12 protein-coding genes are annotated in these 15,299 nt (G+C 64.4%); 5 read left to right on the top strand and 7 right to left on the bottom strand.

The features are described 5' to 3' along the window. The 7 genes from HP547_RS17720 to edd all read right to left on the bottom strand — a co-directional run. Positions 1 to 749: carbohydrate ABC transporter permease (locus HP547_RS17720; RefSeq protein WP_172286967.1), on the bottom strand; the 749-nt coding region annotated here is incomplete at its 3' end. A 160-nt stretch (positions 750 to 909) separates the two neighbouring features. After that, the gene (locus HP547_RS17715) at positions 910 to 2,196 is read right to left on the bottom strand and encodes an ABC transporter substrate-binding protein (RefSeq protein WP_172286966.1); all 1,287 of its coding nucleotides are present in this window, start codon (positions 2,194 to 2,196) and stop codon (positions 910 to 912) included. A 107-nt stretch (positions 2,197 to 2,303) separates the two neighbouring features. Beyond that, complete coding sequence (locus HP547_RS17710) at positions 2,304 to 3,551, bottom strand: AGE family epimerase/isomerase (protein ID WP_172286965.1); 1,248 nt, start codon at positions 3,549 to 3,551, stop codon at positions 2,304 to 2,306. 228 nt (positions 3,552 to 3,779) lie between these two features. Continuing rightward, positions 3,780 to 5,234: an ATP-binding protein gene (locus HP547_RS17705; RefSeq protein WP_172224414.1), complete on the bottom strand. Its 1,455-nt coding sequence runs from the start codon at positions 5,232 to 5,234 to the stop codon at positions 3,780 to 3,782. Then, complete coding sequence (gene gltR / locus HP547_RS17700; RefSeq protein ID WP_172224390.1) at positions 5,215 to 5,940, bottom strand: two-component system response regulator GltR; 726 nt, start codon at positions 5,938 to 5,940, stop codon at positions 5,215 to 5,217. Before gltR ends, HP547_RS17705 begins: the two co-directional genes overlap by 20 nt. A gap of 186 nt (positions 5,941 to 6,126) precedes the next feature. After that, entirely contained in the window at positions 6,127 to 7,086 is a 960-nt protein-coding gene (locus tag HP547_RS17695) for a glucokinase (protein ID WP_172224387.1), read from the bottom strand. Then, positions 7,083 to 8,909: a phosphogluconate dehydratase gene (edd, locus tag HP547_RS17690; protein WP_172286964.1), complete on the bottom strand. Its 1,827-nt coding sequence runs from the start codon at positions 8,907 to 8,909 to the stop codon at positions 7,083 to 7,085. Before edd ends, HP547_RS17695 begins: the two co-directional genes overlap by 4 nt. 264 nt (positions 8,910 to 9,173) lie before the next feature. Here edd and gap point away from each other — a divergent pair, with 264 nt between their 5' ends. The 5 genes from gap to HP547_RS17665 form a co-directional block, all read left to right on the top strand. Next, positions 9,174 to 10,175, top strand: a complete 1,002-nt coding sequence (gap, locus tag HP547_RS17685; protein WP_172224381.1) for a type I glyceraldehyde-3-phosphate dehydrogenase — start codon at positions 9,174 to 9,176, stop codon at positions 10,173 to 10,175. Between the two features lie 197 nt (positions 10,176 to 10,372). Continuing rightward, a complete protein-coding gene (locus tag HP547_RS17680; protein WP_172286963.1) occupies positions 10,373 to 10,885 on the top strand; it encodes a sigma-70 family RNA polymerase sigma factor in 513 nt (170 codons plus the stop codon). A gap of 91 nt (positions 10,886 to 10,976) precedes the next feature. After that, positions 10,977 to 11,939, top strand: a complete 963-nt coding sequence (locus HP547_RS17675) for a FecR domain-containing protein (protein WP_172224375.1) — start codon at positions 10,977 to 10,979, stop codon at positions 11,937 to 11,939. Between the two features lie 125 nt (positions 11,940 to 12,064). Then, a complete protein-coding gene (locus tag HP547_RS17670; protein WP_172286962.1) occupies positions 12,065 to 14,665 on the top strand; it encodes a TonB-dependent receptor in 2,601 nt (866 codons plus the stop codon). 202 nt (positions 14,666 to 14,867) lie between these two features. Beyond that, the coding region (locus HP547_RS17665; protein WP_172286961.1) for a biliverdin-producing heme oxygenase at positions 14,868 to 15,299 on the top strand (432 nt) is incomplete at its 3' end.

The following is a 15,299-nucleotide window of genomic DNA, read 5'->3' as shown; positions in this document are numbered from 1 at the left end:
CCGGGGCCACCGGCAGTCATCGCCGCGACCAGGTCGAAGCTCTTGATGGCGATGTGCGAAAGGATCATCAGCGAGCTGAAGAACACCGGGCGCAGGCTGGGCAGCACCACTCGCCAGTAGATGCGCGGCAGGCTGGCGCCGTCGATTTGCGCAGCGCGGATGATCGACGGGTCGACGCCGCGCAGACCGGCCAGGAACATCGCCATGATGAAGCCCGAGGCCTGCCACACGGCGGCAATCACCAGGCAGTACACCACCCGGTCAGGGTCGATCAGCCAGTCCAGCCGAAAGCCTTCCCAGCCCCAGTCGCGCAGCAGCTTGTCCAGGCCCATGCCGGGGTTGAGCAGCCACTTCCATGCCGTGCCGGTGACGATCATCGACAGCGCCATGGGGTACAGGTATAGGGTGCGGATGAAGCCCTCGCGGCGGATGCGCTGGTCCAGCAATACCGCCAGCAACACGCCGATGACCAGGCTGATGGCGATGAACAGGCCACCGAAAACCAGCAGGTTCTTGCTCGCCACCCACCAGCGATCGTTGTCGAGCAGCCGCGCGTATTGCGCCAGGCCCGCCCACTTGTAGGTGGGCAGGAAGGTCGAGGTGGTGAAGGACAGCACGAAGGTCCAGAGGATGTAGCCGTAGAAGCCCACCAGGACGATGATCATGCTTGGCGCCAGCACCAGTTTGGGCAGCCAGCGCTGTAGCGCGTCCAGGGGTGAGGCCCGCAGTTGAGCGGTTGTAGTGGTCATGATGTGGTACCCGAAGCCCAGACAGTGCGTGGCTCTGCCTTTTGTGTTGTCGGTACTGGCCCTATCGCCGGCAAGCCAGCTCCCACAGGTAACCCACAGTTTTCAAAGGCAGTGAATACCCTGTGGGAGCTGGCTTGCCGGCGATAGGGCCATCAGCGCTTTACTGGGCGGACTTGATGGCAGCCGCCAGCTTCTTCGCCGCATCGGCCGGGTCGGCCTTGGGGTCGTTGATGTAGTTGGTCACCACATCGAAGAACGCCCCCTGCACGGCCAGCGTGGTGGCCATGTTGTGCGCCATGCTCGGCTGCAGGCCGCCATTTTTTGTGTCGGCAAGGAAGTCCTTGGCGGAGGTCTGCGCGCAGGCATCAAAACCATACCTGCCCATGTCGGCCAGCATGTCGTTGCGCACCGGGATCGAGCCCTTGTTGCTGCTGAAGACCTTCTGGAAGTCCTCGCCCAGCACCTTGCGGGCAATGTCCTGCTGGCCGGCAGCGGTGCCGGCGTCGTTCTGCTTGAACACCACCAGCGAGTCGATGTTGTACAGGAAGGCCTTTTCGGTGCCGGGGAACGGCACGCACTGGTAGTCCGTACCGGCGGTTTTCTTCGCCAGGGTCCATTCGCTCTTGGCCCAGTCGCCCATGATCTGCATGCCGGCCTTGCCGTTGATGACCTTGGCGGCTTCCAGGTTCCAGTCCTGGCCTTTGCCATCCGGGTCCATGTAGGTGGCGACTTTTTTCAGCTCGGTCAGCGCCTTGACCATCTGCGGGCCGGTGAGGGTTGCGCTGTCGAGGTCGACCATGGCCTTCTTGTAGCCATCTGCACCCATCACCGACAGCACCACGCTTTCGAACACCGTGCTGTCCTGCCACGGCTGCCCACCATGGGCGAGCGGGATGAAACCGGCCGCCTTGAGTTTGTCGGCAACCGCATAGAATTCGTCGAGGGTGGTCGGCGGCTTGTCGATACCGGCTTTCTTGAACACTTCAGGGTTGATCCACAGCCAGTTGATGCGATGGATGTTGACCGGCACGGCGACATAGTCACCGTCGTACTTGACGGTATCGGCGACTTTCTTGTCGAGCAGCGAATCCCAGTTTTCGGCCTTGGCCACCTCCTTGAGCACATCCGCGTCGAGCAGCCCGGTGGCCGCCCAGTCCTGGATGTCCGGGCCTTTGATTTGCGCGACACCCGGCGGGTTGCCGGCCACGGCGCGGCTCTTGAGTACGGTCATGGCAGTGGCACCACCGCCGCCAGCAACGGCACCGTCCTTCCAGGTGAAGCCATCTTTTTCGACTTGGGCCTTGAGCACATCGACGGCTGCTTTTTCGCCACCCGAGGTCCACCAGTGCACGACCTCGACGCTGCCTTTGGCGTCGGCAGCCTGGGCACTGAAGGGCAGTATCGAGGCCAAGGAAATTGCGGCAGCGAGACGGAGTGTGGAATTCATCGAAGCACCTTTCTTGTTGTTATGCCGTGCAAGTCGAGCGCTTGCGTTGCATGGAGTCTAAACAGCCCGCCCGCCTCGTCAGGTAACGAAGCGATGCTTGAATGTCATCATCTGGTTACATTGCCGGCCAGGGCGCTGGCCAGGCTCGGCGCCAGCGGCAAGCCGGGCAACAGCAGTGCCTGGCAGGCGTGATAAAGGTCGGGTTTGCCCGGCCAGATGCTCCCGGCCGGCTGGTTCAGCGCATCGAGCTCGTGGTGCCAACTGCCCGCGGTGTGGTCGATGAAATGGTTGGCGATGAAGTCCCAGCAGCGCCGGTACCACTGCTCGTAATGCGCCTCGCCGGTCCTTTGCAACAACGCGGCGGCGGCGGCGCAGGCCTCGGCGTGCACCCAGTGCAAACGCGCGTGCACCACCGGGCGATCGGCCCAGTCCAGGGTGTAGACAAAGCCCGGGGCGCCATCGGCATGCCACGCCTGCCCACAAGCGCCGTCGAACAGCGCGCGGGCGCTGCCAAGCAGCCAGTCCGGTGCGTGCAGGCCGGCCTGCGCAAGGCTGGCCTCCAGGTGCAACAGCAGCCGCGCCCATTCCAGCGCGTGCCCGGGCGTGGTGCCATAAGGGCGGAAGTGGTCGGCCGGGTGTTCCTGGTTGTAGTGCGGCAGCGGTTGCCATAACGCGTCGAAATGCTCGATCACCCGGTGGCCGTTGGCGGCGGCATGGGTATGGATGATGCGTTCGGCGATGCGCAGGGCGCGTTGCAGCCACAGCGTGTTGCGGGTGACGTCTGCAAGCGCCAGGAAGGCCTCGGTCGCGTGCATGTTGCTGTTGGCGCCCCGATACGGTTCAGGCAACTGCCACGCACGGGACAAGGTTTCGCGCAGGGCGCCTTCCCCTTCGCACCAGAAATGCGACTCCAGCACTTGGGCCGCGTCTGCCAGCAAAGCGGGCGCATCGTCGACACCCGCTACTACCGCCGAACTGGCGGCCAGGGCGACAAAGGCATGCAGGTAGGCCGCCTTGCCGCTGTCATCATGGCCGCCGGGGTGGGCGAACCAGCCGCCGTAGCGGGCATCTTGCATGGCCCCGCGCAGGGCGGTCACGCCGTGCTCGGCATAGGCCAGGTAGCCAGGCACACCCTGCAGATGGGCCAGGGCGAAGCAGTGGGTCATGCGGGCGGTGTTCATGGTTTGGGCGCGGGCGCCGGGGGCGAGCTGCCCTTTGGCATCGAGGTTACCGAAGCCGTCCGGCAGTTTCGCGGCCTTGGCAAAGGCCAGCAGGCGATGTGCTTCAGCCTGGCGCCAGTTGGAATGGGCCGGGGCGTTGAGCCAGCTGGTTGCTGGCAGGTCGAGGGGGGTCATGGGCCAGCTTGCTCCTTGCCAGTCGTTTGCGAATTCTAGCCAGCGGGATTTGGGCGGATGTCACGAAGGACGGCAGGTTTGTCACTCGACAGTGACAATTGAGTGACCTGCAACGGCCCTATCGCCGGCAAGCCAGCTCCCACAGCTACAGTGCAAACCTTGAACCCCGTGCGGTCATTGTGGGAGCTGGCGTGCCGGCGATAGGGCCAGAACTGCCAGCGCATAAAGTCAGTCCATACCCCGCGGTAGATACAAGGTCACCCGTAACCCGCCCTCGCGCAGGTTCAGCAAACTCACTTCCCCGCCATGGCTATGGGCAATGTTGCGCGCAATTCCCAACCCCAGCCCATACCCCTGCTGCTGCCCGGCCAGGCGAAAATGCGGCTCGAACACCTGCTCCAGCTGCTGCTGCGGCACCCCGGGGCCCTGGTCGTCCACCTGCAGCACAAACCCCTCGGCACTGTCGATGATGCGCAACCGTGCCCGCTCGCCGTACTTGATGGCATTGTCGATCAGGTTGCCAATGCAGCGCCGCAGCGCCAGCGGCTTGCCCGCATACGGCGCCAACGCCCGCCCCAGCAACGTGATGCGGCCATCGCCCAGGTACGGCTCGGCCAGAATCTCCAGCACCTGGTTGAGGTCGACAGGCTCGATGTTCTCGTGGATGTCAGTGTCCTTCACGCACTGCAACGCGCCTTTGACCAGCAGCTCCAGTTCGTCCAGGTCCTGGCTGAACTTGGCCTGCAGGCGCTCGTCTTCGAGCAGTTCGACACGCAACCGCAGGCGGGTGATCGGCGTACGCAGGTCGTGGGAAATGGCGCTGAACAGCTGGCTGCGCTCGGTCAGGTAGCGGCTGATACGCTCGCGCATGCTGTTGAACGCCCGACTCACTTCGACCACTTCACTGCCGCCACCTTCGGCCACCGGCGCCACATCGGCGCCCAGCGACATCTCGCGCGCGGCCCGCGCCAGCCGTTTCAGCGGCCAGCTCTGCCAGTGCACCAGCAGGCCGATGAACAACAGCAGCAAGGCGGTGGTCAGCACGATGAAGCCGATCTGCTGGCGTGGCAGGCGTTCGGCCTCAAGGCTGGTGTAGGGCTCGGGCAGCAGCGAGGCGATGTACAGCCACTCGCCCTCAGCCAGGCGGATCTGCGTTACCAGCACCGGCGGGTTGAGCGGCTCCAGGGTCAGCGAATAATGCGCCCAGGAGCGTGGCAGTTCGTCGAGCTTCAAGCCACTGTTGAAGATGCGCAGGTCATCCGGGGCGACGAACTCGACGGAAATGTCCATTTGCGCGCCCAGGCGCTCATGCAGCACTTGCTGGAACACCTCGATCACCGCCTGCTTGCGCGGCGTGACGGGCAGTACCGGCATGTCCAGCGGCTTGGCATTGAGCGACACGAAAAAGCGCGTGCCCCCCATGCTGCGCAGCTGGTCTAGCACCAGTGGCCGGTAGGCCACCGGCAGCGAGCGGAAGTAGCTGACACTGGCGCTCATCGAATGGGCCAGGCTGCTGGCGCTGGCGCGCAGGCCCTGAACCTGGCTGGCGCGCAGCTGGGCGACCCAGATGATGCTCGACAAACCCTGGGCCAGCACCACCACCAGCAGGGTCAGCAACAGCATGCGCGCCAGCAGCGAACGAGGCAGCAGGCGCCAGCGCCGCTCAGGATGCACTGCAGACATGCGCAGCCAGCAGGTAGCCACTGCCACGCACCGTGCGGATCAGCCGTGGGGGTTTGTCGGTGTCGCGCAGGCGCTGGCGCAGGCGGCTGACCGCCATGTCGACGATGCGGTCCAGCGGCATCGGCTCGCGGCCACGGGTGGCGTTGCCGATGGTGTCACGATCGAGGATCTGCTGTGGGCGGTCGAGAAAAAGCTTGAGCAGGGCGAAGTCGGCGCCCGAGAGGATCACCTCTTCACCGTCACGGTGGAACAGGCGATGGCTGACCGTGTCCAGGCGCCAGTCGTCGAAGGCCAGCACGGCACTGACCGGTGCTGCCTGGCCGAATTCGGCACGGCGCAGCAGGGCCTTGATCCGCGCTTGCAATTCGCGGGGGCTGAAGGGCTTGCCCAGGTAGTCGTCTGCGCCCAGTTCCAGGCCAATGACCCGGTCGGCTTCGTCGGAGCTGGCGGTGAGCATGATGATCGGCACCCGTGCCAGACGGGGATGCTGGCGCACCCAGCGGCACAGGCTGAAGCCGTCTTCGTCGGGCAGCATCACGTCGAGGATGACCAGGTCGCAGGGGGTGGATTCGAGAGCCTGGCGAAAGCCCCTGCCGTCCGCTTCGGCATGCACCTGGAAGCCGGAACGGCTCAGGTAGGTTTGCAGCAGTTCGCGGATTTCCTGGTCGTCGTCGACCATCAGGATCGATTTGCCGGCAGTGCTCAAGGTGGTCCTTCCTCTTGTTGATTGCAGGTCTTTTGCCTGCTGTACGGTGTTGCCTTCCGGGGCTGAGTTGCAGCCCATCGCCGGCAAGCCGGGCTCCCACAGTTAGTGTACAAATCCAGTCTTGACGCGATCGGTGTGGGAGCTGGCTTGCCGGCGATCGGGCCGCGCTGCGGCCCCCTTCAACTGTCAGTGATCCAGCGCCTGCTGCAAGGCCACCCCGGCCCCCAGCAACCCGGAAAACTCCGCCGTCACCAACCACACCGGCACGCCGGCAAAATAACCACTCATGCAACCCTTGTCGGCAAAACTTGTGGCAAACCCACTGCGCAGGAACAGCTCGGCAAAGCGCGGGATCACCCCGCCGACAATATAGACCCCACCCCGCGCGCCCAAGGTCAGCACATTGTTACCGGCCACTCGCCCCAGGAAGCGGCAGAACTGCTCGACCACCGCCAGCGCCCGCGGCTCGCCGCCCAGCGCGGCATCGGTGATGTGCGCCGGGGTCTTGTGTCGCGGTATGTCTCCGTCCAGCGCGCAGATCGCCTGGTACAAACGCACAAGACCTCCCCCGCTGAGCACCGTCTCGGCACTGACGTGGCCGATCTGACCATGGATCTGCTGATGGATCGCCGCTTCGCGGGCATTGCCCACCGGCAAGTCGACATGCCCGCCTTCGCCGGGCAGGGCCTGCCAGTGCTTTTCGCCCAGGCGCAGCAGCGAGCCCACGCCCAGGCCGGTACCAGGCCCGATGACCAGTGCCGGGCGCGACGGGTCAGCCGTGCCGGGGCACACTTCGCGAAACTCCCCCTCGCGCAGGCGGGTCATGCCCAACGCCATGGCGGTGAAGTCGTTGACCAGCAACAACTGCCCGACCTGCAAGGTCCTGCAGAACGCCGTACGGCTGAGCCGCCAATGGTTGTTGGTAAAGCGGAATTCATCGCCATCTACCGGCCCGGCCACTGCCAGGCAGGCCGCGGCCACGCCACCGCGAGCAATGCCCTGCCCCTGCAGATAGGCTTCGATGGCCTGTTCAGGGCTGGTGTAATCCTCGGTGGCGAAGACTTTCACTTCATGCAGCTGGTTGTCACGCCACAACGCAAAACGGGCATTGGTGCCGCCGATGTCGCCAACCAGCAAGTCCTTCATTTGAGGTTCTCCAGGGCCGAAGTGAATGCACTGGCGCCCTGCTCTGCGGGGCTGAACGCCATGCGCATGAAGCCGAACAGCTCGCGCCCGCAACCCAGGTCGTTGCCCTGGGGCGCCGGCGGCAGGTCACGGCTGGCCAGTTCTTCGGCCGACACCATCACCCGCAGCGTGCCTTCGACACCATCGACCCGCACCATATCACCCTCACGCACGCGCGCCAGCGGGCCGCCATCATAAGCTTCGGGGCACACGTGGATAGCCGCAGGGATCTTGCCCGAGGCACCCGACATGCGCCCGTCGGTGACCAGCGCCACCTTGTAGCCACGGTCCTGCAGCACCCCCAGGAAGGGCGTGAGCTTGTGCAGTTCGGGCATGCCATTGCAGCGCGGGCCCTGGAAACGCACCACCGCAACAAAGTCACACTCCAGCTCGCCGGCCTTGAACGCATCGGCCAGCGACTGCTGGTCGTGGAACACCCGCGCCGGGGCTTCCACCACGCGGTGCTCGGGGGCAACGGCAGACACCTTCATCACCCCACGGCCGAGGTTGCCTTCCATGACGCGCAGGCCACCTTCGGCCGAAAACGGCCGCGCCACCGGGCGCAGGATGGTCTCGTCCAGGCTGTGCTGCGGCCCTTCGCGCCACACCAGCTTGCCGTTGTCGAGAAACGGTTCCTGGGTGTAACGGCGCAGGCCGGGGCCGGCGACGGTGTTGACGTCTTCATGCAGCAGCCCGGCGTCGAGCAGCTCGCGAATCAGGAAGGCCATGCCGCCAGCCGCCTGGAAGTGGTTGATGTCAGCCTTGCCGTTGGGATAGACGTGGGACAGGGTCGGCACCACCTCGGACAGGTCGGCCATGTCCTGCCAGGTCAGCTGGATACCCGCCGCCTGGGCAATCGCCGGGATGTGCAGGGTGTGGTTGGTCGAGCCGCCGGTGGCATGCAGGGCGACGATCGAGTTGACCAGCGCCTTCTCGTCGACGACTTCGCCCAGCGGCATGAAGCTGCCGCTGGCCTTGGTCATGCGCGTCACCTGCCGTGCGGCCTCGGCGGTGAGCGCGTCGCGCAGCGGGGTGTACGGGTTGACGAACGAGGCGCCGGGCAGGTGCAGGCCCATGACTTCCATCACCAGCTGGTTGGTGTTGGCGGTGCCGTAGAACGTGCAGGTGCCCGGGCTGTGGTAGGAGTTCATCTCCGACTCCAGCAGCTCTTCGCGGCTGGCCTTGCCCTCGGCATAGCGCTGGCGTACATCGGCTTTCTGCTTGTTGGAAATGCCCGACATCATCGGCCCGCCCGGGACGAAAATAGTCGGCAGGTGGCCAAAGCGCAGGGCGCCCATCATCAGGCCGGGGACAATCTTGTCGCAGATGCCCAGCATCAGCGCGCCATCGAACATGTTGTGCGACAGGGCCACGGCGGTGGACATGGCGATCACTTCGCGGCTGGCGATGGCCAGTTCCATGCCTGGCTCGCCCTGGGTCACGCCGTCGCACATGGCCGGCACGCCACCGGCGAACTGGCCCACCGAACCCACCTCGCGCAGGGCCTGCTTGATCTGCTCGGGGAAGTGCAAATACGGCTGGTGCGCCGAGAGCATGTCGTTATACGCCGAAACGATAGCCACGTTGGCCGCGTTCATCAGCCGCAGGGTCTGCTTGTCGTCGCTGCCGCAACCGGCCACGCCATGGGCGAAGTTGGCGCACTGCAGGCTGGCGCGCATGGGGCCGTCACTGGCCGCCCCGCGAATCAGCTGCAGGTAGCGTTCGCGGGTGGCACGGCTGCGTTCGATCAGCCGCTGGGTGACCTCAAGGATGCGCGGGTGCATGTACTGGACTCCAGGCTAATTGTAAGGGCGGTTTACCGGGCATTTCCCCTCCAAACGATTGCGGCCTAGGCTCAAGGTAAAGGGCCTGCTGCAACGCTGGGGGCACATCGCCCAACCACTCGTTGTATGTTTAAACAAAATACTGCCACTAAAAAGGCTTGTTTTCTATCTGATAGTGAATAATCTTGTAATTCCAACAACAAAACCGTTTCAGTGAAGCCCCTTTGTGCCACAGGTTTCACTCGGACTGCCAGAGGTACTGCCATGACCCTACGCATCGCCATCAACGGATTCGGCCGCATCGGGCGCAACGTCCTGCGCGCACTGTATACCCAAGGCTACCGCCAGGACCTGCAGGTCGTCGCCATCAACGACCTGGGCGACAGCGCCATGAATGCCCACCTGCTGAAATACGACAGCGTGCATGGCACCTTCGATGCCATTGTCGAGGCGGACCATGAGAGCCTGACGGTGAATGGCGACCGCATTGCGGTCAGCGCCATCCGCAACCCGGCCGAGCTACCCTGGAAGGCCGAGGCCATCGATGTGGTGTTCGAGTGCACCGGTCTGTTCACCGACCGCACCAAGGCCGCCGCACACCTGGCCGCCGGGGCTGGCAAGGTGATTGTGTCGGCGCCAGCCAAAGGCGCCGATGCCACTGTGGTATACGGAGTCAACCACGACATCCTGCGGTCTTCGCACCAGGTCATTTCCAATGCCTCCTGCACCACCAACTGCCTGGCGCCGATTGCCCAGGTGCTGGACCGCGAGTTCGGCATCGAACAGGGCCTGATGACCACCATCCATGCCTACACCAACGACCAGGTGCTGACCGACGTGTACCACAGCGACCCGTACCGCGCGCGCTCGGCGACCCAGTCGATGATCCCGAGCAAGACCGGCGCCGCCGAGGCTGTGGGCCTGGTGCTGCCGGAACTGGCGGGCAAGCTCACCGGCATGTCGGTGCGGGTGCCGGTGATCAACGTGTCGCTGGTGGACCTCACCGTGAACCTCAAGCGTGAAGCCACGGCCGAGCAGGTGAATCAGCTGTTTCTCGAAGCCAGCAAGCATTCCAGAGTGTTGGGCTACAACGCCCTGCCGTTGGTTTCATGCGATTTCAACCATAACCCGCTGTCGTCGATCTTCGATGCCAACCACACCAAGGCCAACGGGCGCATGCTCAAGGTGATGGCCTGGTATGACAATGAGTGGGGGTTCAGCAACCGCATGCTGGATAACTGTCTGGCGCTGTGCCGGGCGCGGTGAGTTCGGCTTGCCATTATCTGCGCCTGTGAGACCGAGCGCCGCCCGCGCGGCGCTCGATCTTACAGCCGATGTGAATTCCCCGGCAGGCACCTTCAAGCCCTTACTCACAATCTTTACCTTTTCCTAACACTTCCACACTTGACCTTCCGCAAAGATGATAAGCATTATCATTAACCTTTCGTCGGCCAGGTCCACCCGTGAGTCAGTCCCGGTTCAATTCCGTTTTCCTCACCCAGCGCCTGACCCTGCTGCGTACCCTCCAGCGCATGGTAGGTAATCCCAGCACGGCCGAGGACCTGCTGCAGGAAACCTACCTGCGGGTATCCCGCGCGTTGGGCGAACGGCCCATCGAGCACATCGAACCGTTCGTGTTCCAGACCGCACGCAACCTGGCGCTTGACCACCTGCGCGCACGCCGGGTGCAGGCACGCATGCTGGTCGACGACGTGCCCGACGAAGTGCTGCACAGTGTCGCCGCCCCCGCCACCAGCAGCGAAGATGCGGCCCATGCCGAGCAGTTGCTCAAGCACCTGAGCGTCAGTCTCAACCAGCTGAGCGAACGCCAGCAGCGCATATTCATCCTCAGCCGCCTGCATGGCGCCACCTACCTGGAAATTGCCGAACAGCTGAATGTTTCGTCCAGCACGGTACAAAAGGAATTGAAACTGATCATGGCCATCTGCATGGGCGTCGCCGAGCGCTTGAAGTGAGCCGACCGCTGGCCAGTGCAGCAGCGCAAAGCCCTTGCCACACACCGCCTTAGCCTTGATCATTCGAAAAAAAACCATTCAAGGATTCACCGTGACCGACAGCCCCGCCCCTCGCCCGTCACCCGCCGGGCCTAGCGCCCGTGCTCGTGCCATGGACGAGGCGCTGGACTGGCTGGTACGCCTGCAATGCGCGGATGCACAAGATACCCAGGCCTTTGAAGCCTGGCTTTGCGCTGCACCTGAAAACGCCGAGGCGTATGTCGAGGCAGAGGCCCTGTGGAACGGTAGCCCGCTGCATCAGGTGGCCGGGCACCTGCACCAGCAAAAACGCCGCTCCTGGAGAGGGCGCCTGCGCAGCCACTGGAAACCCATGGCTACCGCCGCGGTGTTGCTGGTGGGCCTGTTCACCCTGGGCAACCTGCCCATGCGCCTGCAGGCCGACCACCTCACGGTGGTTGGCGAGCGCCAGCGCTTGCAACTGGATGACGGCGCGAAAGTGTTGCTCAATACCAATTCGGCCTTCGCCAGCGACCTGCGCGACGGCCGCCAGGTGGCGCGGCTGCTGCAGGGCGAGGCGTATTTCCAGGTGCCCGATGGCGCGCGGCTGCCACTGGAAGTGCAGGCCGGACCATTGCGTGCGCAAGTACGCGATACCGACTTCGCCGTGCGTTACGTCGACGGCGAGGCGCAGGTGCGGGTGCAGCGCGGCGATGTCGACCTGCAAGGCGGCCGTGACCAGCGTATCCGCCTGAGCGCTGGCGACAGCATCAACGTAGGGCCGCAGGGCTTCGGTCAGCGCCAGCGCCCCGACATGCACAAGGACCTGGCCTGGATCGACGGCCGCCTGGTGTTCGAGAACTGCCCGCTGAGCCAGGTGCTGGCCGAGGTGCGCCGCTACTACCCGGGCTGGATCATCAATCGCAACACGCAGCTCGAAGACGTAGCGGTCACCGGCAACTATCGCCTCGACCAACCGCTGGAAACCCTGCGGGCCCTGGCTCACATCACCTCTGCGCAACTGCACGAGTACCCTGCGCTGGTCATTCTCGACTGACCTGAAATTATTTTTACGCGACTGCGCTACCCCGCCCGTCTCGTTATAGCCAATGCAACTGATTCTTGTTTGATAACGAGAACAGCCATCACCTATAACAGTCCGCGCGTCTGGGAGCGCTTTCGATGTCCACAGGTCCTACCCGCTCGTCCATCCTTCCTCGCCGCACAGGGCAATTGTCCCTGTTGACCCTGGCCCTGCTCGCCAGCGGCGCCTGCTGCCTGCCAGCGCTGGCTGCAGGCTCCGCTGGGGAGCAGGGCCAGGCCAGCAGCCCGCGCATCGGTGACTACCGCTTCAGCATCGGCCAGCAGCCGCTGGTGTCGGCAATCAACGCCTTCAGCCAGGTCACCGGCTGGCAGGTCGGCTTCAGCGCCGAGCTGGCCGACGGCGTGGCCTCGCCGGGGGTGCAGGGCGCGCTACCGGCGGAAGCCGCACTCAAGCGCCTGCTCAACGGTACCGGCCTGGGCTTTCGCAAGATCAGTAACGGCAATGTGGTGCTCGAGCGCCAGGCCGGCGGCAATGTGGTAGCCCTGCAACAGGTCACCGTCAGCGCCACCCGCAGCGCCCAGGACGCAAGCCAGGTGCCTAGCACCGTCAGCGTGCAGACCCGCGAGCAACTGGACCGGCAGAACGTCAACAACATCCAGGACCTGGTGCGCTACGAGCCGGGTGTGTCGGTGGCCGGCACCGGCCAGCGCAGCGGCCTGAACGGCTACAACATTCGGGGTATCGACGGCGAGCGGATCCTTACCCAGGTCGACGGAGTGTCGATCCCTGACAGCTTTTTCTACGGCCCGTACGCCCAGACCCAGCGCAACTACGTGGACCCGGAGATCGTCAAGCGCGTGGAAATCCTCCGCGGCCCGGCTTCGGTGCTGTATGGCAGCAACGCCATCGGCGGCGCGGTCAGCTACTTCACCCTCGACCCGGACGACATCATCAAGCCCGGCAAGGACGTGGGTGCGCGCCTGAAGAGCGGCTACAGCTCGGCTGACGAAAGCTGGCTGACCTCTGCCACCGTCGCCGGCCGCCAAGGCGGTGTCGACGGCCTGCTGCACCTGAGCCAGCGCAACGGCCACGAAACCGAAACCCACGGTAGCCACAGCGGTGACGGCCTGTCGCGCACCGAAGCCAACCCGATGGACGTGCGCACCACCAACGTACTGGCCAAGCTGGGCTGGAACTACGCCGACGATGCCCGCCTGGGCTTCACCTTCGAGCGCTACAAGGATGACCGCGACCAGAACATCCTCAGTGCGGTGGGCGGGCCGTTCATTCCTGGCTTCGGTGGCATGGGCTACTACAAGGCGCGCAATGGCAACGACACCATCACCCGCGAGCGCTACGGCATCAACCATGAGTTCGGCCTGGATTCGCGGGTCGCCGACCATGTGAAGTGGAGCCTGAACTACCAGATCGCCAAGACCGACCAGCACACCGAAGAAGTCTATGCGCCGCCTGGCCGTCAGGTACTGCGAACCCGCGACACTACCTACAAAGACCGCCAGTGGGTGTTCGACGCCCAGCTGGACAAAGCCTTCAGCATCGGCGCCACCGACCACCTGCTGACCTATGGCATTACCCTCAAGCATGAAAAGGTCACCGGTTCGCGCAGCGGCACCGGCACCTGCCTGACCGTGGGCGCGGGCTGCTCCGCCGTCGGTGCCGAACGCCCGGCAGACGGCCAGGTGCTGGTCAGCGACTTCCCGGACCCGACGGTGAACACCTACAGCCTGTTCATGCAGGATGAAATCCGCTGGAACAACTGGACCTTCATGCCCGGCGCACGCTACGACTACACGCGCATGGAGCCCACGTTCACCGAGGAGTTCCTGCGTGGCCTGGAGTCCACCGGCACGGCGCCGACGTCGCAGGACGACTCGGACAAGAAGTGGCACCGCGTTTCGCCCAAGTTCGGCCTGACCTATGCCTTCAGCGACAACTACACCTGGTACGGCCAGTACGCCGAAGGCTTCCGTACACCGACCGCCAAGTCCATGTACGGCAAATTCGTCAACCTCGAGGAAGGCTACCGCGTAGAAGGCAACCCGGGCCTCGAACCGGAGAAGAGCAAAAGCTACGAAACCGGCCTGCGTGGCAACTTCGTCGCCGGCAACTTCGACGTGGCGGTGTACTACAACAAGTACCGCGACTTCATCGACGAAGACGCCGTGCAAAGCGCCAACCTGGAGCAGACGTTCCAGGCCAACAACATCAAGCACGCCACCATCAAGGGTGCCGAGGTCAAGGGCCGCCTGAACCTCGACCACTTCGGTGCACCTCAGGGCCTGTATACCCAGGGTTCGATCGCCTACACCTACGGCCGCAACGATGACACCGGCCAGCCGCTGAACACCGTCAACCCACTGAAGGGCGTATTCGGCCTGGGCTACGAGCAACAGAACTACGGCGGCCTGCTGAGCTGGACGCTGGTCAAGCGCAAAACCCGGGTGGACGACGGCACCTTCTATTCGCCTGACGGCTCGACCTCGAAGTTCCGCACCCCGGGTTACGGCGTGCTGGACCTGACCGGCTTCTACAAGGTCACCGACGACGTGACCATCAACGCCGGGTTGTACAACCTCACCGACAAGAAGTACTGGCAGTGGGATTCGATCCGCAGCTACGACGGCCAGGGTGAGGCCGCGGTGACCCAGCCGGCCAACATCGACCGCCTGACCATGCCGGGGCGCAACTTCGGTATCAATGTGGTGTGGGATATCTGATCTCTACCGCCTGTGCCGGCCTCTTCGCGGGTGAACCCGCTCCCACAGGTATCACGCAGGTCTTGGACCTGTGATGTTCCTGTGGGAGCGGGTTCACCCGCGAAGAGGCCGGCACAGGCAACACAAACTCCGGTTTTTTTACTGTCCCGCCCACACTGTTTCGTCTTGTATCTAGACGCCCCCCTTTTCCAAGGACTGCCCCATGACCGACCGCCCAGCCCTGCGCTCCCAGCGCCTGAACCAGATCACCCACGCCCCGCACGCCGAGCTGGATGCCCTGGTCAAAGCCCACGCTCCCTTCGACAGCCGCGAAAGCTTCGCCCGCTTCGTAGTCGCCCAGTACCTGTTCCAGTCCGAGCTGCAAGCCCTGTACAACGACCCGCGCCTGATCGCCATCGTCCCCGACCTGGCCGAGCGCTGCCGTGCCGACCAGGCCCGCCTGGACCTCGCCGACCTCGACACCGAAGTGCCGGCCGCCGTGCCGGGCGCCCTGGGCACCACCAGCCTGGGCGAAGCAATGGGCTGGATCTTCGTCTCCGAAGGCTCCAAACTGGGCGCTGCGTTTCTGATCAAGCGTGCCGTGGCCCTGGAATTGTCCGACAGCTTCGGTGCCCGCCACCTGGGCGAACCGGCC

The organism is Pseudomonas sp. CM27, from assembly GCF_013179515.1.
Classification (GTDB): Bacteria; Pseudomonadota; Gammaproteobacteria; order Pseudomonadales; family Pseudomonadaceae; genus Aquipseudomonas.
Note: the sequence above shows the minus strand (reverse complement) of the source record. Positions and strands in the feature narration are given on the sequence as shown.

What these genes read in the sequence shown, in the direction of transcription:
- HP547_RS17715 (WP_172286966.1), bottom strand. Translation starts at nt 2,196, where the DNA reads ATGAATTCCACACTCCGTCTCGCTGCCGCAATTTCCTTGGCCTCGATA.
- HP547_RS17710 (WP_172286965.1), bottom strand. Translation starts at nt 3,551, where the DNA reads ATGACCCCCCTCGACCTGCCAGCAACCAGCTGGCTCAACGCCCCGGCC.
- HP547_RS17705 (WP_172224414.1), bottom strand. Translation starts at nt 5,234, where the DNA reads ATGTCTGCAGTGCATCCTGAGCGGCGCTGGCGCCTGCTGCCTCGTTCG.
- HP547_RS17695 (WP_172224387.1), bottom strand. Translation starts at nt 7,086, where the DNA reads ATGAAGGACTTGCTGGTTGGCGACATCGGCGGCACCAATGCCCGTTTT.
- edd (WP_172286964.1), bottom strand. Translation starts at nt 8,909, where the DNA reads ATGCACCCGCGCATCCTTGAGGTCACCCAGCGGCTGATCGAACGCAGC.
- gap (WP_172224381.1), top strand. Translation starts at nt 9,174, where the DNA reads ATGACCCTACGCATCGCCATCAACGGATTCGGCCGCATCGGGCGCAAC.
- HP547_RS17670 (WP_172286962.1), top strand. Translation starts at nt 12,065, where the DNA reads ATGTCCACAGGTCCTACCCGCTCGTCCATCCTTCCTCGCCGCACAGGG.